This is a genomic window from Gemmobacter denitrificans (genome assembly GCF_036964905.1).
Taxonomy (GTDB): Bacteria; Pseudomonadota; Alphaproteobacteria; order Rhodobacterales; family Rhodobacteraceae; genus Gemmobacter; species Gemmobacter denitrificans.
This window is the reverse complement of record NZ_JBALHR010000014.1, coordinates 43943-68978: the sequence shown is the minus strand read 5'-3', so window position 1 is coordinate 68978 and position 25036 is coordinate 43943. Positions and strand designations below refer to the sequence as shown.

General features: G+C 64.8%; 24 protein-coding genes. 6 read left to right on the top strand and 18 right to left on the bottom strand.

Annotation, left to right across the window (positions count from 1 at the left end; all coding sequences use genetic code 11):
- Nucleotides 1–13: 13 nt before the first annotated feature.
- Nucleotides 14–334: a nuclear transport factor 2 family protein gene (locus V6590_RS17540; RefSeq protein ID WP_335424984.1), complete on the bottom strand. Its 321-nt coding sequence runs from the start codon at nt 332–334 to the stop codon at nt 14–16.
- A gap of 440 nt (nt 335–774) precedes the next feature.
- Between V6590_RS17540 and V6590_RS17535 the strand changes: the two genes are divergently transcribed.
- Complete coding sequence (locus tag V6590_RS17535; protein ID WP_335424983.1) at nt 775–1227, top strand: Lrp/AsnC family transcriptional regulator; 453 nt, start codon at nt 775–777, stop codon at nt 1225–1227.
- 24 nt (nt 1228–1251) lie between these two features.
- On the opposite strand, the gene V6590_RS17530 is transcribed toward V6590_RS17535, so the two are convergent.
- Both V6590_RS17530 and V6590_RS17525 read right to left on the bottom strand, forming a co-directional pair.
- Complete coding sequence (locus V6590_RS17530; RefSeq protein ID WP_335424982.1) at nt 1252–2367, bottom strand: aminomethyltransferase family protein; 1116 nt, start codon at nt 2365–2367, stop codon at nt 1252–1254.
- A gap of 16 nt (nt 2368–2383) precedes the next feature.
- On the bottom strand, nt 2384–3586 hold the full coding sequence (locus tag V6590_RS17525) for a methionine gamma-lyase (protein WP_335424981.1): 1203 nt from the start codon (nt 3584–3586) through the stop codon (nt 2384–2386).
- Nucleotides 3587–3677: 91 nt separating this feature from the next.
- Here V6590_RS17525 and V6590_RS17520 point away from each other — a divergent pair, with 91 nt between their 5' ends.
- Entirely contained in the window at nt 3678–4154 is a 477-nt protein-coding gene (locus tag V6590_RS17520) for an Lrp/AsnC family transcriptional regulator (RefSeq protein WP_335424980.1), read from the top strand.
- 25 nt (nt 4155–4179) lie between these two features.
- On the opposite strand, the gene repC is transcribed toward V6590_RS17520, so the two are convergent.
- The 9 genes from repC to V6590_RS17475 all read right to left on the bottom strand — a co-directional run bounded on the left by repC (nt 4180) and on the right by V6590_RS17475 (nt 13460).
- A complete protein-coding gene (gene repC, locus V6590_RS17515; protein WP_335424979.1) occupies nt 4180–5346 on the bottom strand; it encodes a plasmid replication protein RepC in 1167 nt (388 codons plus the stop codon).
- A gap of 168 nt (nt 5347–5514) precedes the next feature.
- Complete coding sequence (gene repB, locus V6590_RS17510) at nt 5515–6468, bottom strand: plasmid partitioning protein RepB (RefSeq protein WP_335424978.1); 954 nt, start codon at nt 6466–6468, stop codon at nt 5515–5517.
- 1 nt (nt 6469) lies between these two features.
- Nucleotides 6470–7645 carry a plasmid partitioning protein RepA gene (gene repA, locus V6590_RS17505; RefSeq protein ID WP_335424977.1) on the bottom strand — a complete coding sequence of 392 codons (1176 nt, stop codon included), beginning with the start codon at nt 7643–7645 and terminating at the stop codon, nt 6470–6472.
- A gap of 146 nt (nt 7646–7791) precedes the next feature.
- A complete protein-coding gene (locus tag V6590_RS17500; RefSeq protein ID WP_335424976.1) occupies nt 7792–8961 on the bottom strand; it encodes an MbnH family di-heme enzyme in 1170 nt (389 codons plus the stop codon).
- A 3-nt stretch (nt 8962–8964) separates the two neighbouring features.
- A complete protein-coding gene (locus V6590_RS17495) occupies nt 8965–9798 on the bottom strand; it encodes an MbnP family copper-binding protein (RefSeq protein ID WP_335424975.1) in 834 nt (277 codons plus the stop codon).
- 70 nt (nt 9799–9868) lie between these two features.
- Nucleotides 9869–10258: a hypothetical protein gene (locus V6590_RS17490; RefSeq protein ID WP_335424974.1), complete on the bottom strand. Its 390-nt coding sequence runs from the start codon at nt 10256–10258 to the stop codon at nt 9869–9871.
- A gap of 61 nt (nt 10259–10319) precedes the next feature.
- Nucleotides 10320–11414 carry a tricarballylate utilization 4Fe-4S protein TcuB gene (tcuB, locus tag V6590_RS17485; RefSeq protein WP_335424973.1) on the bottom strand — a complete coding sequence of 365 codons (1095 nt, stop codon included), beginning with the start codon at nt 11412–11414 and terminating at the stop codon, nt 10320–10322.
- On the bottom strand, nt 11404–12795 hold the full coding sequence (gene tcuA, locus V6590_RS17480) for an FAD-dependent tricarballylate dehydrogenase TcuA (RefSeq protein ID WP_335424972.1): 1392 nt from the start codon (nt 12793–12795) through the stop codon (nt 11404–11406). The genes tcuB and tcuA overlap by 11 nt, the downstream gene beginning before the upstream one ends.
- Entirely contained in the window at nt 12792–13460 is a 669-nt protein-coding gene (locus tag V6590_RS17475) for a GntR family transcriptional regulator (protein WP_335424971.1), read from the bottom strand. The genes tcuA and V6590_RS17475 overlap by 4 nt, the downstream gene beginning before the upstream one ends.
- A gap of 72 nt (nt 13461–13532) precedes the next feature.
- Here V6590_RS17475 and V6590_RS17470 point away from each other — a divergent pair, with 72 nt between their 5' ends.
- Complete coding sequence (locus V6590_RS17470) at nt 13533–14570, top strand: AbrB family transcriptional regulator (protein ID WP_335424970.1); 1038 nt, start codon at nt 13533–13535, stop codon at nt 14568–14570.
- A 156-nt stretch (nt 14571–14726) separates the two neighbouring features.
- Here the strand turns inward: V6590_RS17470 and V6590_RS17465 are convergent, their stop codons facing one another.
- Complete coding sequence (locus V6590_RS17465) at nt 14727–15662, bottom strand: GlxA family transcriptional regulator (protein WP_335424969.1); 936 nt, start codon at nt 15660–15662, stop codon at nt 14727–14729.
- 93 nt (nt 15663–15755) lie between these two features.
- Here V6590_RS17465 and V6590_RS17460 point away from each other — a divergent pair, with 93 nt between their 5' ends.
- Nucleotides 15756–16259 (top strand): isochorismatase family protein, encoded by a 504-nt coding sequence (locus V6590_RS17460; protein WP_335424968.1) that lies wholly within the window; start codon nt 15756–15758, stop codon nt 16257–16259.
- A 153-nt stretch (nt 16260–16412) separates the two neighbouring features.
- On the opposite strand, the gene V6590_RS17455 is transcribed toward V6590_RS17460, so the two are convergent.
- The 5 genes from V6590_RS17455 to V6590_RS17435 form a co-directional block, all read right to left on the bottom strand.
- Entirely contained in the window at nt 16413–17396 is a 984-nt protein-coding gene (locus V6590_RS17455) for a D-2-hydroxyacid dehydrogenase family protein (RefSeq protein ID WP_335424967.1), read from the bottom strand.
- Complete coding sequence (locus V6590_RS17450) at nt 17393–18484, bottom strand: 4-oxalomesaconate tautomerase (protein ID WP_335424966.1); 1092 nt, start codon at nt 18482–18484, stop codon at nt 17393–17395. The genes V6590_RS17455 and V6590_RS17450 overlap by 4 nt, the downstream gene beginning before the upstream one ends.
- A gap of 1 nt (nt 18485) precedes the next feature.
- A complete protein-coding gene (locus tag V6590_RS17445) occupies nt 18486–19535 on the bottom strand; it encodes an isocitrate/isopropylmalate dehydrogenase family protein (protein ID WP_335424965.1) in 1050 nt (349 codons plus the stop codon).
- Nucleotides 19536–19545: 10 nt separating this feature from the next.
- On the bottom strand, nt 19546–21540 hold the full coding sequence (locus tag V6590_RS17440; RefSeq protein WP_335424964.1) for a tripartite tricarboxylate transporter permease: 1995 nt from the start codon (nt 21538–21540) through the stop codon (nt 19546–19548).
- A 103-nt stretch (nt 21541–21643) separates the two neighbouring features.
- Nucleotides 21644–22750, bottom strand: coding sequence for a Bug family tripartite tricarboxylate transporter substrate binding protein (locus tag V6590_RS17435; RefSeq protein WP_335424963.1), 1107 nt, complete (start codon nt 22748–22750; stop codon nt 21644–21646).
- Between the two features lie 163 nt (nt 22751–22913).
- Between V6590_RS17435 and V6590_RS17430 the strand changes: the two genes are divergently transcribed.
- Both V6590_RS17430 and V6590_RS17425 read left to right on the top strand, forming a co-directional pair.
- Nucleotides 22914–23579: a response regulator gene (locus tag V6590_RS17430; RefSeq protein ID WP_335424962.1), complete on the top strand. Its 666-nt coding sequence runs from the start codon at nt 22914–22916 to the stop codon at nt 23577–23579.
- Entirely contained in the window at nt 23579–24946 is a 1368-nt protein-coding gene (locus tag V6590_RS17425) for a sensor histidine kinase (protein WP_335424961.1), read from the top strand. The genes V6590_RS17430 and V6590_RS17425 overlap by 1 nt, the downstream gene beginning before the upstream one ends.
- The last annotated feature ends 90 nt before the right edge of the window (nt 24947–25036 follow it).

Here is a 25036-nt window from a genome sequence, read left to right as displayed (position 1 = left end):
GCCAAGCGTTCCGTCAGCCGATCCGCAGATCCTGAATCCGGTCCCCTGTCAGGCCAAAGGCAAAGGTCAGCACCGCAGGGCTGCCCGGAAAATCACCGCTGACCCGCGCGCGAACCAGCAGCTTGTCGCCCGCCTCCGTCATCTCCAAAGGCTCGGCCCGATGGCGATACTTGATCTTCGCGGCCTTCCACCAGGCGATGATCTCTTGCTCGCCGTGATGGGTCAGACCTTCGTCATGCACAATCGCATCCGGCGCAAAGGCCGTGGCGAAAACCGCACTGTCCTGCGGGGGTTCGGCGGTGAAATAGATCTGGATCGGGGTCGGCAATATCATCTGCTGGTCCTGTGCTGATCTGCCCCCCGGCTCCCCACAGCCATCCGGTTCCACGGGATCACGCAAAATAGGGCAATGACAAGGGCCGGACATGCCGGAAACCGGGAAAGGGCATCAAGAAGGTGGGAACCATCGCGCGTTCCCGGCGGTCCGGCCCCGGCAACAGCTTGCCAGAGCCGCAGCCCCCCTTCAACCGCCGAAGACACAGCGCGCACCGCTTCGTGATCGGCTCAAGGCACGCCTCCAGCAGGGTTGCGGCATCGGCTCCCGCGCGAAATCGCAGGCGGTCTGTCGTCTCGTTGGCGGCCTGCCCCCCGGCAGGACCGGGCACTTCAGGTGGCGGAACAGGGCAAGCCTGTCCTTGCCATTTCGGCCACCAGATGCCAGCCTTGCGCAGAACCCTGCCACAAACTGGCACAGAATTGGCGGAATACACCCCGATGGATGATTTTGACCTTCGCATCATCCGCGCCCTTCAGGGCGATGGCAGGCTGTCGATCCAGGATCTCAGCACGCAGGTCGGGCTCAGCCCCACCCCGGTCTTGCGCCGGGTCCGCAAGCTGGAGTCCGAGGGCGTCATCACCGGCTATGCCGCTTTGGTGAATGAAACCGCGATCGGCTTTCCCGTGCAGGTCTTTGTTTCGGTCACGCTGGATCGGCAGGTGGACGAGGCGCTGTTCCGCTTTGAATCCGCGATCCAGGGCTTTCCCGAAGTCGTGGATTGCTGGCTGATGACCGGCAACCGCGATTACATGCTGCGGGTGGTGACAGACAGCCTTGCCGGGTTCGAGGCGTTCCTGACAGGCCGCCTGACCCGGCTGCCCAGCGTCTCCAGCATCGAAAGCTCGATCCCGCTGCGCCGGGTCAAGGCCGGGATCAGCCGCACGCCCTGACCCCTGCCCTGCCCCGCCGGTCGATCAGGCGCTGAACGGCAACGCCGTCGGCTGCAGGCCCGCCGCCCCCTGCGGCAGCGCCACAGTCAGGCCCGGGGTGTCATCACCGATATCGGCCCGCAACAGCCCCACCGCGACAGACCGGCCAAACCGTGGCGAATATACCAGTTCGCTGATCATCCCGACCTGTTCTTTCCCCAGCAGAACCGGCACCGGATGGCCCGGAAATTCCGGCCTGCCTTCCACCCAGAATCCGCTGCGCCGCCGCGTCAGGCCGCGATCCGCCCGTGCCTGCAGCGCCGCCCGTCCGACAAAATCATCCGCCCGCGTCAGATCGACCAGCGCGCCCATCCCCATCTCGAACGGATCGGCCGGGATCACCTGCAACCGCATGTCCGACCCATAGGAAATCAGCCCGCTTTCCACCCGTTCAATATCATTGGGAGCCCCCGGTCCGATGCCAAACGGCGCCCCTGCCGCCGCCACGCGATCCCACAGCGCATCGCCCTGGCGGCTGTCGGTCAGGTAGAGTTCAAACCCGCCCTGCTTCGACCAGCCCGACCGCGCCAGCACCAGCGGAATGCCATCCAGCGTAGTGTCGCGGAAACCGAAATAGCGCAGATCGCGCACCCAATCGCCAAACAGCGCCACCGTCACCGCCTCGGCGAGCGGTCCCTGAATGGCCAGCGGCGCAACATCAGGCTCGGTCACCCGCGCCTGCCATCCGCGTTCCCGCGCGATGGCGTCGCACCACAGGTGCAGATCGCTGTCCGCCACCGAAAGCCAGAACCGGTCATCGGCCAGTTTCAACAGCACCGGGTCATTGATCATCCAGCCATCATGGTTGCAGATCGGCACATAGCGCCCCTGCCCCACCCGGGTTCCGGTCAGATTGCGCGGCGTGATGTATTGCACAAGACGCCCGGCATCGGGGCCGGTGATTTCCACCTGCCGCTGCGCGGCCACGTCCCACATCGCCACGCCGGTCATCAGCCGCTGATATTCGGCCATCGGATCACCGAAATGCGCCGGGATCAGCATGTGATTGTAAACCGAAAAACTCTTCACACCCGCGCGCAGGGTCGCCTCGAAATAGGGGGATTTGCGCAGATTTGCACCAAGGGCGAAATCGAAGGTCATTCAAGGGGTCCTTTGTTCAGGCGGCTTCGGCATTATGGGCGGCCAGGGCGGCCATCAGATCCTCCAGAATATCCTCTACCCCTTCCAGCCCGACAGACAAGCGCACCAGCCCTTCGGCAATGCCATGCGCGGCGCGTTCTTCGGGGGTATAGGTCGAATGGGTCATGCTGGCGGGATGCTGGATCAGGCTTTCGGCATCGCCCAGGCTGACCGCGCGCTGGATCAGCCGCAGGCGGTTCATCATCGCAATGCCGCCCGGCTTGCCGCCCACCACCTCAAACGGGATCATGCCGCCAAAGGCCGCCATCTGCCGCCGCGCCAGTTCGGCCTGGGGAAAGCTGTCCAGCCCCGGATAATGCACGCATTTCACCGCCGGATGCGCCTCCAGCGCACGGGCAATGGTCAGCGCGGCGGCGCTATGGGCCTTGACCCGCAGCTCCAGCGTCTTGATCCCGCGCAGCAGCAGCATCGCCGTCAGCGGCGACATCACCGCCCCGGTCATGTCTTTCAGCCCGACCAGGCGGATCTGGGTAATATCCTCGGCCCGGCCCGCCACCAGACCGGCAATCACATCGCCATGGCCGCTCAGGTATTTGGTGGCCGAATGCAGCACGATATCGGCCCCATGTTCGATGGGCCGCGTGATGACCGGTGTGGCATAGGTATTGTCCACCACCACCCGGGCACCGTGGCGATGGGCAATCGCGCTGATGGCGGCAATATCCACCAGCCGGTTGTTCGGGTTGGCCGGGGTTTCGAAATAGACGATCCGGGTTTTCGGCCCGATGGCCTCGGCCAGGTTCGCCGGGTCTGACAGATCGACCGGGCGCACCGTCACCCCAAAGCGCGGCAGGCCATGGGTCAGAAAGGCAAAGGTGCAGCCATACAGCGTCTTGTCCAGGATCACCTCGTCGCCCGCCTGCAGAAAGGTCCACAGCGTCGCGGTGATCGCCCCCATGCCAGATGCGGTGCAGAGCCCGGCCTCGGCGCTTTCCAGATTGGCGATGCGCTTTTCCAGCGCTTCCAGCGTCGGGTTCGAAATGCGGCTGTAGAAATGCCCCTCGGCCGCACCGGCAAACATCGCGCCCCCGGCTTCGGCGGTTTCAAAGGTAAAGGTCGATGACAGATAGACCGGCGGATTCAGCGCACCCTGATGGTCGCGGGCGTCATGGCCATGGTGAATGGCGCGGGTGGCAAAGCTGGCTGGGGTGTCACGCATCGCTGTCTCCTTCGGTTTGGGCAATGATGCGCGGGGTGTTTGGGCATTTGGTTGCTATTTGTGCCACATCTTGCCAGCATATTGGCATTTCATGCCAAAGGACCCCCAGATGGACGACAAGGATCGCCAGATCATCCGCGCCCTGCAACGTAATGGCCGCGCCACGAATCTGGATATTGCCGAAGCGGTGAACCTGTCGCCCTCGCCCTGCCTGCGCCGCATCCGGTTGCTGGAGGAAAGCGGCGTGATCCAGGGCTATCGGGCGGTGGTCGATCCCCGCGCCTATGGCCTGCCGGTCACCGTCTTCATCCGCATCCGGCTGGAACGCCACAGTGCCGAAACGGTCGCGCTGTTCGAAAGCCGGATCAAGGCGATGGAGGAGGTGATGGAATGTCTGCTGATGACCGGCCCTGCCGATTACCTGCTGCGTGTAGTGGTGGCCGGGCTGGAGGCCTATGAGACCTTCATCCGCAGCCGCATCCACCCCATTGGCGGCATCGCCTCGATCGATTCCAGCTTTGTCTATGGCACCGTCAAATCCACCGGCGTATTTCCTGCCGATATCTGATCCGCTGTGGAAAAGTTGACAGCTGTCAACTCGGCACAGGGCCGGGGGACAGCAGGGCCATGATCATCGGACCCGGTGAAAATCCGCCCGAGGCTGCCTTGCGCGTCAGGTGCCGCAGATAGGCGCCGGGGCTGCGGATGGCGGTGATCCGTTGCAGGATGGCGGCCAGCGTCGTGGCAGCCCGTGGTCCGCCCATGATCCGCAGCGCATCGGCCCAGGCATCGGGGGGAATGCCCATCATCGGGCGCAGATCATGGGCCGTGGCCACAAGCTGATGCCAGCTGCGCACCTGCCCACCGGCATAGGGCAGCACATCGGGGCAGGCCTTCACCACCAGTTCCAGCGGCATGTCGTCAGACCTTGGGGCAGGGGGTTTGACCGTTTCATCGCAGGATTCAGATTCTTTAAGATCATGGTTTGAATCTTGAAAGTGCCGCCCAAAATGGCTGTCACTGCCGCTCGAAACCGCTGTTTCGGCAGGGGGGCAGACCAGGGTGGACAGACCTTCGCGCAGGGCATGGGCGGCAGCGGACAGCCGTTCCACCTCGGCCAGATTGAGCTTGCGGCGCAGCAGGCCGCGTAGGGCGTGAACCTGGGCCACCAGCGGGCTGTCGGGCGGCAGCAGGCCTTCCGCCTCGGCATAGGCCAGCAGCTTGGCGCTGTCACGCAGGCACAGCACCAGCGCTTCGCGCGCCAGACGCAGGCGCAGGGCCGTGGTGCGGGTGTCTTCGGCGGCGGCGATGATTTCGGGCGCGCGGATCAGCAGGGGGCGCAGCGAAAAGCCGAAGGCGCGCATCTGCCCGCCCATGCCACGCGTCGCGTAGCGTTTGCCGTTCGGGCTGTCATGCCGGGCGATCACCCGGGCCGCGACCAGCGCCGCCAGATGCCGCCGCAGGGTGCTTTCGGGCATGCCATGCGCCCGATCCGACAAGGTGGCGTTGGACGGGAAGACGATCAGATCGCTGCCATCTTCCAGCGCCCGGCCCGGCAGAAAGCTGAGCAAGGCGTTCAGCACGACCAGATCGCGGTCGGACAGGCCGAACAGCGCCCGCGCCGTGCGAAGATCGGAAAACAGGTGCCATTTGTCGATTTCAGGCAGCGGGGCAGGGGCTGCCGCGAGGGCCTGACCCGCCAGAAGGCCAGCCGAAACCGCGCGGCGCCCGAAGGGCGTCGTGGAAATATGCTGCATCATGATTTCACGAGGCAAAAGAATACCGCCCACCGCAAGAGGGTGGTTGACAGCGAATCGGGGGCCGGGGTAATCTTGAGGTGCTAGATCAAGAACGGGCCTCTCGGGATGTCATGTCCTGGGGGGCTTTTTCTTAGGCCGGGATGTGCCTCCTGTGTTGGGGGGATGGGATCATTCTTCCTTGCTCCATTCGGCGTGAAGCAGGGGAATCTGCGCCAGAAGCCAATCTTGAAAACCGGCATCGACGTGCTTTTCCATGCGAATCACCAACCGCCCGCCGCGCCGCGTGGCCTGGGCCAAAGGCGTGCCATCCGCGGCCAGAACCGGGTCTGACGGGGCAGGGGCGGCAGTGGGCCCCGCGGGTTCGGTGGGGGCCGCAGGGTTGCGGGTGGCATAGGTCAGCGCGGTTTCAAACCGGGCATCGGAACTGTCGGCGCCCGACAGATTGACCATGGCGATGAGTTCGGAGGGTTCGATATCGCGTTCGGTGATGGCATCGGCCAGCGCAAGCCAGCGGTCGCGCCCGACCGAAGGGGCTGCGCCAATGGCCTGCACGATATCGGGTGCGATGCGGTCTGCCACGGAAATCAGACGGGAAATCAATGTCTTGTCCATGGAAAGCGTATCGCCGATGATCTTGCGATCATAGCCCGCCTCTTGCATCTGCCGGGCGAAGCTGGCCTTTTCGATGAAAGACAGATCGCGCCGCGCGGTGTTTTCCTGACCCTGGGCAATGACCAGATCGCGATCATCCAGTTGCCGCACCAGCGCACGCACCGGGCGGCCCAGATCGCGCAGCGCCAGAACCCGGCGGCGGCCATAGACGATCTGGAACCGGCCATCCTGTTCGGGATGCGGGCGCACCAGAACCGGCACTTGCTGGCCATATTCGGCGATACTGTCGCGCAGGGCGGCATCTTCGGCCGCGTCGCTTTCCAGCCGGTCCTGCATGCCGCCCGCGTCGATCAACATCGGGTCGATTTCGATCAGGGCGCGGGCCTGCAGATCGGCGACCGAGCGGGAAATGGCCCCGATCGCCCCTTTGGCATAGCGCGGGCGGTCGGGTTCGGGCGCATCGGCCCGGGGACCGGCCATCAGACCTTCCAGCAGGTGTTTGCGTGCCATTCTAGCGCCCCCATGCCTTTTGAATCAGCGCCTCGATTTCGCCGTTCACGGCGTTCAGGCTTTCGATCGCGCGATCATAGGTGGCGCGGGTGAAGGCGCTTTTTTCCACCTCGTACAGCGTTTGCTTGGTGATGCCCGCATCAGAAATCGCCGTGGATTTCAAGGCGGTATGGTTCAGCACATGATCACCGAACAGCGAACGCATGAAGCTGACCATCTGGTTTTGCGGCCCGTCGCCGGGTTCGTATCGGGTGACCACATAGCGCAGCCAGTCATATTCCATATTACCCCCGGCATCGGCCACCACACCCAGCAGATTGGAGGTCATCAGCAGGAACTGGCACATCGACATCACGTCGAGCATTTGCGGATGCACCGTCACCAGCACCGCCGTGGCCGCCGAAAGCGCCGCCATGGTGAGAAAGCCCAGTTGCGGCGGGCAATCAATGATGACCAGATCATACTGCGCCTCGATTTCGGCGAGCTTGTCGGCAATCCGGGTGAAGAACAGGTTGCCCGCGCGTTCGGCCAGAAGGCGCGGGGTTTCATGTTCGAATTCCATCAGATCGAGATTGCCGGGAATCAGATCGAGATTGGCGAAATAGGTCTTGCGGATGATCGAAGCCATCGGCGCGGGGTCTTCGTGGCGGATCGCATCGTAAAGCGTGCCGCCATCGAGCAGGTCGAATTCCGGCTGAAACCCGTGCAGGGCGGAAAGCGAGGCCTGCGGGTCAAGGTCGATGGCCAGCACGCGATAGCCATCCAGCGCGCATTTCTGGGCCAGATGGGCGGCGGTGGTGGTCTTGCCCGACCCGCCCTTGAAGTTGATGACGGTGATGACCTGCAGGTGATCACCCGCGCGCCGCCCCGGCAGATATGTGCCGGGCACCTTGGCTCCGGCCTCCAGCAATTGCCGCAGGGCCATGATGTCTTCGGGCGTGTAAAGTCGGCGGCCCCCGGCGCCGGTTTCGGGCTGCGGGCCGCGGCCTTCGAGGCTGAGCTTGCGCAGATAGGCGTCTTTCACGCCCAAAAGCTCGGCCACCTCGCCGCTGGTGAAGCGGCGCAACTGTTTGCTTGCATTGGGGGGGAAAAGCTGCGCCCGATGGGCGAGCAGGCGTTCGGACAAAAGCGAAGCATGTTCGCCGACCAGCCGGTCAATACGGGTTTGGTGTGCCATCACTGCCCTTTTGCCGTGCCGCTTGTTACGGCTTGCGGCGATTTTATCACTGCTTGGCGTAAATCATTGCGCGATTTTTCGGATTCGGGCAAGAGGGTTCGCGCAACAGTTTGTGGTTGCGCGTCCAAAGACCGCAAGAGCGGCGTTCAGGGCAGAATACGATCGGCCACGGCCGGGTGATCTGCGGGCCAGGGGTCGGCATAGGCGGGATTGGTCAGAAAGCTGTCATCGGTCAGGCTTTCGAGGAAGGCGATGATGTCGGCAGCCTCGGCCTCGGTCGCGGTGTTGCCGATGATCATGCCGTCGCGCAGCGGGCTTTGCGCGCCGTTGCCCGCATGGGGCCCGGTGGCAATCCTGCGCCCGCCCGCGCGGTAATGATCCAGCACATCGGCCAGGGTTTCGGCGGAACCGTCGTGGAAATAGGGCGCGGTCAGCGCCACATTGCGCAGGGATGGCGTGCGGAACTTGCCCATATCGGCGGGATCGCCGGTCAGCTCCATCAACCCGGTATTGTCGGCGGGATAGGCCCCCGCGCCATCGGTGTTGTAAAGCCCGGTGTTGTGGAACCCGGTTTCGGCAAAGGCCGAGCGGCTGGTCTGCAGATTGTCGGTGAAATGGATGCCGGAATGGCAGTGGTAGCATTCGAAGCGGTGATCGAAGAACAACTGTTCGCCGCGTTTGGCGGCCTCGGACAGGGCGTCATCCTCGCCTGCGTATTTGAACCGGTCATAGGGGCTGTTCACCGAAATCAGGCTGCGCTGAAAGGCGGCCAGCGCGCGGGTCACGGTGAAGAGGTCCGGCGCGGGCCGGTCGGGGAAGGCGGCGGGGAAGGCCGTCTGGTAATAGGGATCGGCGGCGAGCCGGGCAAACAGCGCGGCCTCTTGCCCGTTATTGCCCATTTCATCGGGGTTATCGCCAAAAAGCGGCATCAGCGCCTGAAATTCAAGGCTGGTCATATGCGGATTGGCCCAGGTGAGGCGCGGCAGATAGCCGACATTGGCCAGCCCCGGCGCGTTGCGGATGCCGGGCGTGCCGTTGATGCCGATGGGAACCGCGCGCCCGTCGGTAAAGGCGCGATCCTGCACATGGCAGGACACGCAGGCCACCGTGCCATCCGCCGACAGGCGCGCGTCATAAAACAGATGCCGCCCCAGTTCGACCTTGGCCGCCGACATCGGGTTGTCATCCGGCACGGGCGGGGCGGGCATCCAGTCGGGGATGGGCCAGGCATAGGGTTCGGCGGCCAGCGTCAGCGGTGTGGCAAGGGCAAGCCCCGCCACACCGATGCGCCCCGCCCATCGGGCAAGGCGGCGCATGGATCAGCGCATCGAGACGAGCTGCTGCGCCCCGGCCGGAATGTCACCGTAAGGCAGGCCCAGCTTGGTCATGACCGTGGTGCAATCGGCATCATTGGGGAAGGACATGCAGCCGGGCGAGGTTTCTGCTGCGTTCACCGTCATGTCGGCCTCGGCCACCACGGCTGCGGGGTCGATCACCACCACATTCTTGGCCGGATCAAAGCTGGCAAAGCTGACGGGCAGGTGGTTGGGGTTCTTGCATTCGGCGGTTGGCGCCTCGGTCTTTGAGGCTGCCGGGCATTGGGTGGAGCCCAGATGCAGGAACCAGCCTTTCGGGCCATCGGCGGCCTTGTTCACCGGCACCATGTCAATGCGGACAAAGCGGTAGCCGCCCTGCCAGTTCCAGAACATCGCCGTGGTGTTCAGCGGGGCGGCGGCCAGTGTCGGGTCATTGTGGTTCTTGTCGAACGGCACGGCCAGCGTGAAGGACAGGCCGACATAATCGCCATCGGGCACAGTGCCGCGCAGGGTGGTGTTCATCTCGGCGGTGCCGTTGGAACAGCCGCCGGTGCCATCTTCGAAATCCAGCAGCGCCAGATCGTCGAGCTGCCATTTGCCATCCTGGTCAAGCGCGATCGGCTGTGCGGTGCCATCGGCGCGGATCAGGGCGGTACCGGAGACGAAAAGGCGATAGTCGATGCCGGTGACGGCGGTGGCCTTGGCCCCGATGCCGTCATAGGTTTCGGTGCAGGCAAAGGGTTTGCCGGCAATCTCGCCCGCGAAGGTGATCGCGACGGGTTGATCGGCAAGGGCGGGACTGGCGGCAAGTGCTGCAGCAAAAACGATGTATTTCATGAGTTTACCCCTTGGGTGTGCCAGCGCATTGGCGCGTGGCAGTCTGGATTGATCGGTGAAGATGGGGTGATCAGGCCAGAGGGGGCGCGCGGACGGGTGTTGCCGGATTGGTGCTGCGCCCCAGACCCCGCGTCTGCGCCGGAACAAGGATGGCGGCGGCGCTGCGCAGCTCGATATCGGCACCATGGGCGACGGGTTGGGGCAGAAGGATCGACCCGGCCAGATGGCAGGCGGGGCAATCGCCGGTGGCCATGTCATCCCCGGCAGCGCCGGGTTCGACACAAAGATCGGCCAGCGTCAGGCCCATGTCTGCCAGATAGGCGGCTTGTGCAGGGGCGGGTTGGGCCATCGGCCCGGCCATCAGGGCCGGGCGATGCGCAAAGCCCGACAGCAGGAGGCTGAATGCCACCAGCAGGACCAGCGCGATCCGCGCGCAGAACTGGGCCAGAGCGTAACGCATGACCTTGCAATACCATTTCAGAGGAAAGTGGCAAATGCCAAATCCTGCATATGTGGCCCGATCAGTCGGCGCCGCCTTTCGGGGCGGGCTGGCCTGCCTCGGCCACAAGAGCGGCGAGGCGGTAGAAGCCATGCACCATCTTGGAAAACGGCAGCAGCAGGAACAGCACCATCACCGTGGCCAGATGAAGGGCCAGAAGCGGGGCGACAAGGCCGGTTCCGGTGGCGGCATAAAGCGCAAGCCCGGTCAGGGCGACGACCCCCAGAAGCAGGATGAAGGCCATCTCGCCGCCCCAGACACGGGCCGCGCCCAGGGCGGGATCGGCGCGCAGTTTAAGGACAGCCAGCCCCGCCGCGCCTGCGACCATCATCAGACCGCCCGGAACGCCCAGCAATTTGGGCAGCGAGAGGAGCGGGTAGGGGGCCTGCCAGCCGAAAGCGTAATGCAGGATCGTGCCGCTGGAGGTGGCGGCAAAGCACAGCAGGAAGCCATACATCATCAGCTGATGAAAGATCCGCCGCCGGTCGGAAAAGCGATCGCCGGATTCAAAGTTGCAGCCGTCCCCGTGACCGCCCGAGAGGTTCTTCATCTGCGCGGCCGCCTGCAGCGCCTGCAGCAGATGGGCGAGCCGGACCGGGCCGCCGCCGATTTCGCGCCAGTAATCGCGGATCGACAGGGCCATCAGCGCCAAAGGCAGCAGGAAGGCGGGCAGGAAGATCGCCACCAATGTGTTATGCGCCAGATAGGCATAGAAGCCCGCGCCGGCATCCGGGCGCAGCGCGGTCAGCGCCCAGAAGAACCAGGCCAGCGCCACCACCAGCAGCCCCGCCATCGCAACGCCATGGGTCTGGAACAGGCGGGCCAGCGCGCGGGGGCGGGCCAGACGTTCCCAGCTTTGCACCCGCACCTCGGCCAGCGCGGCGGGGATGTTCAGCGCAAATTCGTGCGGGGCGGTGTATTGGCAGGCGTAATAGCAGCCCCGGCAGTTGTGGCACAGATTGGCCAGTTGCGTCAGATCGCCATCGGCAAAGGATTTTTGCCGGGTCATCGCCGGAAAGACCGCGCAGAACCCTTCGCAATAGCGGCAGGCATTGCAGATCTCGATCTGGCGGCGGGCTTCCTGGCTGGCGGTCAGCGGGGAAAGATCAAGCGACATGGGCGGCGGCCTCCTTGCCTGCGATACGTCCGAAAACCGTGCCGATGGTCATGCCGAACCCGGCCAGATAGCCTTGGCCCAGGATCGACCCGGCCATGATTTCGCCCGCAGCCCAGAGATTGCGGATCGGCCCGGCAGGGGTGTGAACCTGCGCCCGGGCATCCACCTTCAGGCCCAGATAGGTGAAGGTGACACCGGGGCGCAGCTGGTAGCCGTAAAAGGGCGGGGTATCGAGCGGCCGTGCCCAGTTGGTTTTCGGCAGGTTCAGCCCTTCGGTGCGCAGGCCGTCCAGCTCGGTCGGGTGGAACGGGCCGGGGCGGCAGGCGGCGTTGAACCCATCCACCGTGCGGCGGACGGCCTGCGGATCAAGGCCCAGCTGCGTGGCCAGATCCTCGATGCTGTCGGCCTTTGCGGGGGGAAAGACCGAAGGCATGAAAAGGTCGATGGATTTGGCGTCGATCAGGGCATAGCCCACCTGATCGGGCTGCGCGGCCACCAGCCGCCCCCAGATCGCATAGCGTTTGGGCCAGACATCTTCGCCTTCGTCATGGAACCGGTCGCCGTCGCGGTTCACGACGATGGAAAAGGGCACGCAATCCAGCCGGGTGACGATGCCGCCATCATATTTCGGGGCGCGGCCATCAATGGCGACGGCATGGCATTGGGTGGGATCGCCGACGCTGTCGGCCCCCTGATCCAGCATGTCGCGCAGCACGACCCCGCGGTTATATGGCGTGCCGCGGATCAGGAAGTTGCGCGCGGCAGGCCCCCAGGCGCGGGCCAGCCAGTCGATATCGGCCTGAAACCCGCCCGAGGCCAGCACGAAGGCCCGCGCCCGCAGGGTGACGGGCTGGCCTGCGATCTCGGCCTCCAGATGGGTGATGCGGTCGCCCTCCAGATGGACATGGCGCACCTGCGCCTCGTAGGCGATTTTCACGCCCAGATCGATGGCGGTGTTGTAATAGGCATTCACCAACGCCTTGCCGCCGCCCAGAAAGAAGGCATTGGTACGCGACAGGCTGAGCGTGCCCGAAAGCGAAGGCTGAAACCGCACGCCATGGGCCTGCATCCAGGGCAGGCAGTCTTCGGACGAACGGATGGCCAGCCGGGCCAGCGCCTCGTCGGTCTTGCCCTTGGTCACCAGCATCAGATCATGCAGGTATTCGTCTTCTTCGTAAGCACCGGTCAGCGGGAACATCGGCCCGCGATGCATGCAGCGGAAGTTGCGGGTATGTCGGCTGTTGCCGCCGCGATAGGCGACGGGGGCGCCTTCGAGGATCAGCACCGATGCGCCGGCCTCGGCGGCGGTGATGGCGGCGCAAAGCGCGGCATTGCCCCCGCCCACGACGGCAAGATCAAAGGTTTCGGGCCAGTCTTTCACAGGTCATCCTCCATCGGGAGTTCGCGGTCACGCATGCCCCGGATGCGGGCGGACAGCGCGGCATCGACATGGCTGCGCATGGCAGTTTCGGCCGCCGCGCCATCGCGGGCCTGCAGGGCGGCCAGAATGTCGGCATGTTCGGCCACGGCGGCGCTGGCGCGCAGCGGATCGGCCAGGGTGGTCGGGCCAAGGATCAGCAGGGTCTTTTGCAGCGCGCTCATGGATTTCAGCAGGAAGCGGTTGCGCGCGGCCTCCAGCAGCATGCGGTGAAACTGGCGGTTTACCTCGCGCGCTTGCGGGCCTGCGGGGGCGCGGGCCAGATCGGCATTCAGCGCGGCCAGTTCGGCCAGTTCGATGTCGGATGCCGCGCGGGCCGCCAGCCGGGCCGCCGTGCCTTCCAGCACGGCCCGCATTTCATAGAGTTCGACCACTTCGGCATGATCGAGGCTGCGGATCGTGGCCCCCTGACGGGGCAGATGGGCGACCAGACCGTCAGCCTCCAGCTGGCGGATGGCTTCGCGCACCGGGGTACGGCTGATGCCAAGCCGTTCGGCCAGGTCGGTTTCGCGCAGGCGGGTGCCGGGTGGCAGGGTGCCGTTGCGGATCTCGTCCAGCAGCCGCCGATAGGCGCTTTGACCCTGGGGAAGTTCGCTGTCTTCGGCCATCTGACGACTCTCTTGCGATTCATGTGTCCAGCTGTATACAGTTGGATACAACGCTTGGCAAGGAGTCAGGACATGCCGTCGCAGATGCGCAATCGTGTGGCCACGCTGCTGCTGGCCCTGGCCGGGGCAGGGGGGGCCTGGGCCCTGGCTCTGCCGCTGCCCTTTCTGTTCGGGCCGATGGGGGCCTGCCTGCTGGCCGCGCTGGCCGGGGCACCGCTGAAGGGGATGGGCGCGATTTCGACGCTGGCGCGCACGGTTCTGGGCGTGGCGATCGGGGCCTCCATCACGCCCGAGGTGATCGGGCGGATCCCGCAGATGGCGGGCAGCGTGGCGCTGGTGCCGGTCTATGTGGTGATCATCGGGTTGGTGGGGTTCCCGTTCTTTCGCCGTCTGGGCTATGATCCGGTGACAGCCTGGTATGCCGCCATGCCGGGCGGGTTGCAGGACATGGTCAGCTTTGGCGCAGAGGCGGGGGGCGATGCCCGGGCGCTGGCGCTGATCCATGCGTCGCGGGTGCTGATCATCGTGACCCTAGCGCCGCTGATCCTGACCGGGCTTTACGGCGCTGCGCTGACCGGGGCGGTGGGGGCGCCGATGCGCGATCTGCCGGTGGCGGAGCTGGCCCTGCTGGCCGGGGCGGCGCTGATCGGCTGGAAGGGGGCGGAGCGGATCGGGCTGTTCGGGGCCTCCATCCTCGGGCCGATGATCCTGACCACGGCGCTGTCGCTGGGCGGGCTGATCCATACCCGCCCGCCGGCCGAGGCGATCCTGGCGGCACAGCTGTTCATCGGGATCGGGATCGGCGTGCAATATGTGGGCGTGACCCTGCGGGAATTGCGTAGTTTCATCCTGTCGGGGCTGGCCTTTGTCATGGTGCTGGCGGTGCTGGCGGCGATCTTTACCGAAGTGGTCACATTGACCGGGCTTGCACAGCCGGTGGAGGGGTTTCTGGCCTTTGCCCCGGGCGGGCAGGCCGAAATGACCGTGCTGGCGCTGGTTGCGGGGGCGGATCTGGGCTTTGTCATCCTGCACCACATCACGCGGATGGTGGTGGTGATCCTTGGCGCGCCGGTGGCCGCCCGGCTGATGGGGGTGGGTCAGAGGCGTTAGAGCCCTGTGCCCGTGGCAAGGTGCCGAGAGGATCGACGAAGGCCAACTGTGGGGGAGATTTCAGCCCCTCGAAGCAAGCGCGCGAGGTCCGGTGCGGCAAACCGTTCAACGCGGGCAATTTCAGGGTCTTGTGTCGAAGCGCTGAGCTATTTCCGCTCAACCCAATCTCTGTCGGGCGCGCCACTGGGTTGGGGTCATTCCGAGTTCTTGGCGAAATGCCGCGCGCATGGATTGCGGGTCAGGAAAGCCAGAATGCGCTGCTATTCGGTCAATCCCTTGCGCTGCTCCCAACAAGGCATCCTGCGCGCGGGCGATCCTTGCATGGCGCAAAAGATCGCTGAGGTTCCCACCTGTGCGCGCCCGGATATGCCGCGTAAGGGTTCGACGGCTGACACCGCACCGTGCTGCAAGCTCATCAAGGGAGGGATTTCCCGTCGGATCGGCCCAAAGAGCATTGAGAATTTCGGCGACTTTCGTTTCGGCACCCGCCGCAGGGACCGGGCGTTTTGTCAGTTGGGGTTGGCCACCACTGCGGTGCGGTGCAACCACAAGATACCGCGCAGCGCTGTTGGCTGCCGACATGCCCGAAAATCGCGCAAGCAGATGCAGGCAGCAATCCAGCGCCGCCGCGTTTCCTGCTGAAGTAAGTATTTGCCCCTCGTCAACAAAAATGGCCGTCGGATCAGTCTGTACCTTTGGATAGCGCGTACCGAAGTCGCCAATCCGTGCCCAGTGAGTTGTTGCGCGCCGTCCGTTCAACAAGCCCGCCTCGGCCAAGCCATAAGCCCCCAGGCACAAACCAGCGACGATTGCACCACGCGCATGTGCCGCGCCCAAGACTTCGACAATGGCAGTCAAGACCGGTTCATCTGCATTCCGCCAACCTGGAAGGATGATCAGATCAGCGGTTTGCGCATCTTGCAGGTTGTGACCCGTGGTCATGCCAAGAGCATGCTTTGCCGAGATCCGGCCACCATGCGCACAGACGATGACGTTGTGATCATGCGCAGGACAGGCCTCATCAAAGACCGCAAGCGGTGTCGAGAGCATGAAGGGGCTGATGCCATCATAGGCAATAATCGCAATGCGCATTGGCCCGATTCACATGCAAAATGGCCATCAGGCCACTCTTTTCCCGTCTCAAAACGCGCTAGACGCCTTTATCGCAGAAAATGGAGACCCGAGATGACCCGAGCACTTCTGATAATTGATGTTCAACAGGACTATTTTGCTGGCGGCGCATTACCTTTGCACCGCGCTGATGAGGTGGAGACTGCCGTCGTGGCAGCGATTGCCCAAGCAAAGCGCGCTGGCGATCGTATCGTGCTGGTGCGCCATGTTTCAGATGCACAGAGCGGACTTTTCGCAGCGACAGGCAACGGCATTGCGGTGCGCCCCGCAGTCTTGGCCGCGGCTGGCGACGCGCCTGTCGTGACCAAGAGGTTTGCAGATTCGTTTCAGGAAACCGATCTCGATGACCATCTCGATGGCGTGACCGAATTGCTGATCTGTGGAATGATGACGCAAAACTGCGTCGCGTTCACGGCAATGTCCGAGGCGGCGAAACGGTTCAAGGTCACCGTCATCAGCGATCTTTGCGCCGCGCCAACAGAGAGTGTTCATCTGATTGCGCTGAGTGCTCTGAGGTCGAAACTGCCGGTCGCTGGGGCTGCCAGTATCTGGCCGTGAAAGGCCAATCGGCCAAATTGCAGGTTGCAGCCCCATGGCCCTACAAGTGTGCAAGAAACCTCGTTTCTGCGACGCGCGCGCGCATCTCGCATCAGACAGAAATGGGCAATCTGGGCGGGCCAAGACTGTCATCGGGCCGCCTGTCCGGGGCGTTCAGCGCGCGTGGCGGTTCTCCCAGGTTTCGGGGTTGATCATGTGGATGGGGGCGCCTGCGGCATAGGCGTTGATCTGATCGAAGATGTCGGCGAATTGCAGGTCGAATTCGTCTTCGGTGACATAGCCGATATGGGGCGTGGGCAGGACGTTCGGATGGGTCAGCAGCGGATGGCCGGGATCGCGCAGCGGTTCGGCGTCAAAGACATCGACGGCGGCAAGGATATGGTTGCGGGCGATTTCGGCCTCCAGCACCCCCGGCGCGATGAGGCCTGAACGGGAGGTGTTCACCAGCAGGCTGCGCGGGCGCATGGCGGCCAGATCGGCGGCGGTGATGATGCCGCGGGTGGCCGGGTTCAGCCGCACATGCAGGCTGACGATATCGGATGTGGCGAAGAAGGCCGCGCGGTCGGGGGCGAGCGTCCTGCCATCGGCCAGTGCCCGCGCGCGCCCGGCCTCAGAGGCCCACCACTGCACATCCATGCCAAGCGCCGTGGCATAGGTTTCGACAGCCCGTGCAATCCGGCCATAGCCGTACAGGCCAAGGCGACGCCCGCGCAGGCTGCGGCCCACGCCCATCTGCCAATCGCCCTGACGGATCGCCGCAACCTGCTGCGGGATCTGGCGAAAGCTGGCCAGCATCAGCGCCAGCGTCAGTTCGGCCGCGGCATATGAGGGCGTATCGGCATGCATGTTGGAGCACAAAAGCACGCCGTTGCGGTTGCAGGCGGGCACATCCACATGCGGATAGACGCTGCGCTGGCTGATCAGGCGCAGATCGGGCAGCCGGTCCAGCAGATCGGCCCCGATCCGGGTGCGTTCGCGGAACAGAACCAGCGCCTCGGCCCCTGCCAGACGTTGGGCCAGCCGGGCGGGATCGGGTTCGTGATCGGTCCAGACTGTCACCTCATGCCCGGCGAGCCGGGCGAAACAAGGCAGGTCGCGCAACGTGTCGAACCAGTCGTCCAGAATGTGAACCTTCATTTGCCATCCCATATCTCGGCGGGCACCATGAGTTCGCCGCGCGCCAGAAGCCGGGCCGTGCGCAGAAGCCCCGCCGATTTCAGCATGAACCCGTCGGGGCCGTCTTCATAATCGACCGTCACATCGATGACCCCGCCGGGATGTTCGATCAGAACCAGCGCGGGCCTGCCTTCGGGCGGGGTGAACAGCCCCTCGGCCACCGTGCCGGGCGTCAGCACGCAAGAGGCCAGACATTGCGCGCCGGTGACCGCCATGGTCGGGTGGCAGTTCCACGGCATGAAATAGCGCGCGGCAATCGTGCCACCGGCGCGGGGCGGGGACAGCAGGGCGAATTTGGGCGTGACGGATTTCGACACATCGCCCAGACCCATGCGCCGCCCGGCTTCGCGCCGGATCGGTTCCATCCGGGCGTAGAAATCGCGGTTGGCATCCAGATCCTCGACCGTTTCATGGCCGGTCAGGCCGAAATCGGCGGCGCGGGCGATGGCGATGGGCATGGCGACATCCATGCAGGTGATCTCGATCCCGTCGATCACATCGCGCAGCAGGCCGGTGGGTAAAAGCGCCCCGGTGGCCGATCCGACCACATCCATGAAGTTCAGATAGACCGGGGCCGCCGTGCCGGGAACGCCGTCGATCATCGAACTTCCGGCATATTCGACGCGCCCGCCCGGGGTCTGCACCACGGCCTCGACCCGGGCTTCGGTATTGACCGAACGGATGCGGATGCGCGTCACATCGCCCTGGGGCGCGATCAGGCCCATTTCCAGCGCGGCGGGCCCCACACCCGACAGGATATTGCCACAGGTCGGTTTGAAATCGACCAGACCATCCTCGACGCTGACCTGGGCGAAGAAATAGTCGATATCGCAGCCGGGGGTTTCCGACCGCGACAGCATCGCGACCTTGGTGGTGACGGCAGCCCCGCCGCCGATGCCGTCGATGTTCAGCCGGTGCCCCGACCCAAGGCCCGCGACCAGAACGCGGGCAAGCGTTTCGCGGTCTTGCGGCAGGGCGTCGCGGCGGAAGTAAGGCCCGCGCGAGGTGCCGCCGCGGAAGAAGTGGAAGGGAATCCCGGTCTGGGGCATGTCACATCTCCTGGATCATCGAGGCGAGCCGCGCGCCGAAGGCTGCGGTGCCAAGCGCGCCGCCCAGATCGGGGGTGCGGGTTTCGGGGCGCGACAGCGCCGTATCAAGGCTGTGGTCGATGGCATCGGCCGCCTGTGCCGCGCCGAGATGGCGCAGGAGCATGGCGGCAGAGCCGATGAGCGAGGCGGGATTGGCCCGATCCTGCCCGGCGATATCGGGGGCTGACCCGTGCTGCGCCTGCGCCACCGCCGCCTGTGCGCCCAGATTGAGCGATGCGGCCAGACCAAGGCCCCCGGCGATTTCTGACGCAAGGTCCGACAGGATGTCGCCGAACATGTTGGTGGCAAGGATCACATCGAAGCGGGCGGGGTTGCGCACCAGATGCGCGGCAGCGGCATCGACCAGAATTTCTTCGTGTGCGATCTGCGGGTAGCGCGCGGCGACCTTGCGCACCTCGGTCAGAAACACCCCGTCAGAGAGCCGCAGCACATTGGCCTTGTGGATGGTGGCCACCCGCTTGCGCGGGCGCGTGGCGGCAAGGGCAAAGGCGGCTTCCGCGATGCGGGCGCTGCCTTTGGCCGTGATCTTGCGCAAGGCGATGGCAACACCGGGTTCCACAAGGATCTCGCCCGCGCCCGAGGCCATGTTGCGATCGGCATAGAAGCCTTCGAGGTTTTCGCGCACGATCACCAGATCGGTCTCCTGCGCCACCGGGCGGGGGGTGCCTGCGCGCGACCGGGCCGGGCGGATATTGGCGAACAGTTCCAGTTCGCGCCGCAGCACGCCTGACGGGTTCAGCCCGCCTTCGGCCACCGGGGGATAGGCATTGTGCGACACGGGGCCAAGGATCACCCCATCCGCCGCCCGTGCCAGGGCGATGACCCCCTGGGGAAGGGTTGTGCCCTGCCGCGCAAGGGCGGCAAAGCCGATTTCCGCGCGGCTGAGCCGGAGCGGCAGATCGAACCGATCCGCCGCCGCCCGGATCACCGCCACCGTGGCGGCGGTGATTTCGGGGCCGATCCCGTCGCCTTCAAGCACCAGCAGGTCCATGGTGCGGCGCTCAGCGCAGGGGCCAGGGCAGATCGACCAGCGATTGCAGCAGGCCGGACGGGAAATTGAGCGACAGGGCCCAGGCCAGCAGCAGGATGAAGCCCGCCGCCAGCGCCGTCATCAGCACCACAGCAACCGGGCCGGCCTTGGCCCGCACGATCAAGAAGACCGGAAAGAAGATCAGCAGTGCGGCATAGAAGCCGATCAGCGCCGTCAGCCCCACCAGCGCTGCGATCCATCCCAGCCCGCCCCAGAGCGTGCCGATCCCTTCCTGGCCGACGTGATCCCCGGTCAGTTCGGCATCAAAATGGGCATGGTGGCCGGTCTTGCCGCGCACCAGCTGGGGGATCAGGATTGCCAGCATGACCAACCCGATGACCGAAACCGCCAGCGGGAAGACCTGCCCGAGGAAATCATGCTTGAGCGAGTCGGTCAGCGCGACCAGCAGCAGCACGGCCATGGCCAGCGCAAAGCCGATCTGCGGCAGATGGGCCTTCAGGCCGGGAACATCGGGCGCATCATCGGCCTTGGGTTCGACCGCGCCATGTTCATCCACCCGGTTGCGCAGGCCAAAGAACACCGAAGCCAGCGTCATCAACCCGATGATGATCACCCCCGGGCGGCCAAGGAACGACCAGCCGTTGAATTGCAGCGCCTGGTAGAAATAGGTCTCGGCCTGCGGGGCCAGGACATAGCCGATCAGCAGGGCAGGGCGGGGCCAGCCGAAGCGCTTCATCAGCACACCCAGCACGCCCAGCGACAAGAGCGCCACCAGATCGGCCAGCGACCGCGTGGCCTGAAAGGCGGCAAAGCTGATCAGCACGATCATGAAGGGGGCAAGCCGCTGGAACGGGATCTGGGTCAGGCGGGAAATCGGGATGGCCAGCGCAAGGCAGATGCCCGCGCCCATCACATTGGCCAGCGCCAGCGACCAGATGATCGAATAGGTGATGTTCAGATCCGCGCCCACCATCGAAGGGCCGGGCTGAATCCCGAGCAGGACCATACCGCCGAGAAACACCGCCATCGACCCCGAACCGGGGATACCGAACAGCATCGTGGGCAGCAGCGCCCCGCCCTGCATGGCATTGTTTGCGCTTTCGGGGGCCACAACGCCCCGGATGTCGCCCTTGCCGAACTGCGGGTCTTTCTTCACCGTCTGGACGGCATGGCCATAGGCGATCCAGTCCACCACCGATCCGCCAAGGCCGGGGATTGCGCCGATGATGCAACCGATGCCCGCGCAGCGCATGGACAGCCAGAGATTGGCCCACCAGTCGCGGAACCCCTGAAACCAGCCGGAGCCGAGCGCATGGCCCGAGGCGATGGCCGAATTCTTGCGCAGCAGGTCGGCGATTTCGGGGATGGCGAAGAAGCCAAGCCCCACGATCACCAGCGGAATACCGTCATACAGGTAATCAAAGCCGAAGATCATGCGGAATTCGCCGGTCGCGGGTGCGCCGCCGATGGACCCGATGATAAGGCCGATGCAGCAGGCAGCCAGCCCCTTTGCCAGGCTGCGCCCGGCCAGAACCGCCACCATCGACAGGCCGAACAGGGCCAGCATGAACAATTCGGCCGAACCGAAAGACAGGATGATCGGCCGGGCGATCACCACAAATCCGGTCAGGACCACCGCGCCGAAGATGCCGCCTGCCATCGAGGAGATGAAGGCCGCCGAAAGCGCCCGCGCCGCCTGCCCCTGACGGGCCAGCGGAAAGCCGTCCAGGACCGTGGCCTGACTGGCCGACGATCCCGGGATGCCCATCAGCACCGAAGAAAACGTGTCCGAAGTGGGGATCACCGCGACAAGGCCGATCAGCATGGCAAGGGCGGTGATTTCGTCCATGCCATAAAGGAAGGGGATCAGCAGGGACAGGCCGGCGATGCCGCCAAGACCGGGGATCACACCGATGACCAGCCCGACAGACACGCCGATCAGCATGTAGAACAGGTGCTGAAATGTCAGCAATGCGCCCAGAGCGGACAATAGGGTATCGACCACGGTGGAAACCTCCCGTGTTTGTCGCGCTGTGGCGACGGGTCATGGATGGAAGAAAAAAGGGTGCGGGGCCCTTGATGGCCGCCGCACCCGGATCGGAGAGGGCTTATTCTTCGCCCAGCTTCACGCCGTAATCGGCGGCCAGCATGTCTGCCACCTGCTTGCGCAGGTCGGGCGAGATGGTCGTGCCCTTTTCAAACAGCGCCTGTGCCAGCGGGCCGGTGACCTGTTCATAGGTGCCCAGAACCGCTTCGGCATTGGCCTGATAGTCGGGGTCGGCCTTCATGTCCTCGAACGCCTTCTGATAGGCCGCGACGATGTCATCGGGCGTATCTTTCGGCAGGAACACCATTTTCTGCGCCGGGAAGCCTGCGGTGAAGAAGGCGAAATAGGCATCGTATTCCGGGCCCGAAGGCGCGGCACCGGTCAGCGTCTGATAGGCTTCGACGAAAGAGGGCAGTTCGGGGAAGGTCGGATCGCGCACCACCTCGCCCGCCTCGTTCAGCACGCCCCAGCTGAACAGCGGCACGGCCTGACCGGCATCGACCAGCGGCTTGACGTTCTTGATATAGGCCGAGGAGGTCTGGTAATCGATGTTAACTTCGGCGCGTTCAAAGGCCAGGCGGCCATCGCCGCGTCCCTTGAACCCGAACACATGCTGGACATTGAAGCCCATCAGGCGGAAGCCGAGCAGCGGCACCAGATCCAGCGAGGTTGCGCCCTGGCTGGCATAGACCAGGTCCTTGCCCTTCAGCATCGCGATATCTTCGGGCGCCTTCAGGCCCAGCGACGGGGTGGTATAGACGACGCCGCCCGTCGGGCCGGCCATGGCAATCTTCCAATCCTTGTATTCATAGCGCACGCGCGGATCGCCCAGCAGATAGGGGAACTGCGTCGACCCCGAGGTGCCAAGGATGGTCAGCCCGTCGGGCTTGGCGCGGGCGGCAAACAGGTTGGTGCCCTTGGTCGAACCGCCACCGGGTTCGTTCACCACCACCACGGTGGGCTGGCCCGGCAGATATTTGGACAGAAGCGGCGCGTTGAAGCGGGCCCAGGTGTCGGAACCGCCACCGGCCGAAAAGGGGATGATCCATTCGATGGTCTGGCCGCCGAAATCCACCTCGGCGGCGGCCGGCTGTGCCAGGCCCATGGCCATCGCCCCGGCCACAAGGCCAAGGGCCACGCGGCGCGTGATGTTGAAGTCTTTTGTCATGTCGTCCTCCCACGATCCCAGTTGCACGCCGTGCAGGCCAGACCTGCCATCAGACGCGGTGCCGTTCTTGATTTCTCCTCCCAAGGACGGCTTGATGCGCACCATAGGCCGGTTTCCTGTCGGAAACCTGTCCGGCACCCCGCCTGCACCAGAGGGAACCCCGATGCGCGTGCTTCTGATCGAAGATAACCAGAACCTGGCGAAGGGCATCGCCAATTCCCTGAAAGATCAGGGGCATGCGGTGGATCATCTGGAAGATGGGCTGGATGGGGATGCCTTTCTGGCGCATAATTCCGCCGATGTGGCGATCATCGACATCAACCTGCCGCGCCTGTCGGGGATCGAGATCATCCGGCGCATGCGGGCGCGTGGCGACACCACACCCGCGTTGATTCTGACCGCGCGGGGCAAGACTTCGGAACGGGTGGAAGGGCTGGATGCCGGGGCGGATGACTATCTGGTCAAGCCGTTCGACATGGCCGAACTTGTGGCGCGGCTGCGCGCGCTGTCGCGCCGCCGCCCACAGGTGGCCCCCTTGCGCGAGACCATCGGCGCGCTGGTCTATGACCGCGAACAGCGGGTGGTGCTGCTGGGCGCGCGCAACCTCGATCTGCCGCGGCGGGAACTGGCGCTGTTCGAACTGCTGCTGGAACACCGCGGCAGGCTGATCGAAAAGGACCGGATCGCAGACAATCTGTATGGCACCGGCACGCCGGTGGAGCCCAATGCGGTTGAACTGCTGGTCTCGCGGCTGCGGCGCAAGATTGATGGTTCCGGGGTCACGATCCGCACCGCACGCGGTTTGGGCTATATGCTGGACGAAGGGTGATGCTGCGCCAGCTTTCATTGCGCGGCAGGCTGTTCCTGCTGCTGATCCTGCCGCTGGTTGCTGTTGCCACTGCCGCATCCTTTGCCCGCTATCAGGCGGCGACGCGGTTGTCGCAAGAGCTGTATGACAACACGCTGCTGGCGGTTGCGCTGACGATTTCGCGCGATGTCGTCATTTCGGGCGGCGATGTGCTGACCGAACAATTGCTGGACGAACTGACCACAGCCCTGGGCGATCCGGTCTATTACCGCATCACCGGGCCGGGGGGTGGCTTTGTGACCGGCTATTCCGATCCGCCCGATCTGCCGATGGATACGATCGTCGATGGCGGCGATCCGGTGTTTTTTGACAGTGTTTCGCTGGGGCAGCCGGTGCGGGCGATTGTCTTGCGCGAATTCATCAGTGAACCGCAATTCGGCGGCTGGGTGACGGTGGAGGTCTGGCAGACCATCACCCAACGCCGGGCCTTGTCGCGCGAATTGCTGGCCCAGTCCGTCATCCTGCTGGGATCCGTGTTGCTGACGGCGGTGCTGATCCTGTGGTTCGGCATCCAGCTGGGCCTGAAGCCGCTGCTGGATCTGCGCGACGCCATCGGTCAGCGCAGCCCCGATGATCTGCGCCCGATCCGCCGCTGGGTGCCGCCCGAATTGCGCCCGCTGGTGGCCACCACCAATTCGCTGTTCGAACGGCTGTCGCGGGCCTTTGCGCTGCGAGACGGCTTCATTTCGGATGCAGCCCATCAGATGCGCAACCCGGTTGCGGCGATCCAGAGCCAGGCCGAGGCAGCGATCAGCGCCCCCACCGAGGCAGAGTTGCGGTCGCGGGTGGCCGATCTTGCCGACAGTGCCCGCGCGACCAGCCGCCTGACGGCGCAGCTCTTGTCGCTGGAACGGGTGCGCGGGCGCAGCCTGAAGGAGTTCGTCCAGACTGTCGATCTGGTGGCGCTGCTGCGCGACCGGGTGCGCCCCTTTGCCGAAACGCAATTGCGCCGGGGGGTGGATGTGGCCTTTTCGGTGACCGGGATGCCCCGGCTGGTGGAATGCGATCCGGTGCTGATCGAGGAAATGCTGACCAACCTGCTGGACAATGCCCAGAAATACGGGCTGTCGCCGGGTGGGCATCTTGAGGTGGTGGTTGATTTTGCGCCGCACTCCATCAGGCTTTGCGTCCGCGATGACGGGCCGGGCGTGCCGGCGGATCTGCGGGAGCGGATTTTCGACCGGTTCTTCCGTCTGGATGCCGATCAGTCGCGCGGCTGCGGTCTGGGCCTGGCGATCGTGGCCGATGTGGCCAAGGCCCATGGCGGCACGGCGCGGTGCCTGTCAGAGGGCGGTGGGGCGGTGTTCGAGGTTGTCCTGCCCCGCTAGCGACGGGGTGCCCGGATGGGGGGGTGACGGGCTTTGTGCCGCAAAATGTTCATGACTGTCATTTTCTGTTTTCATCAAGATCGGCAGATT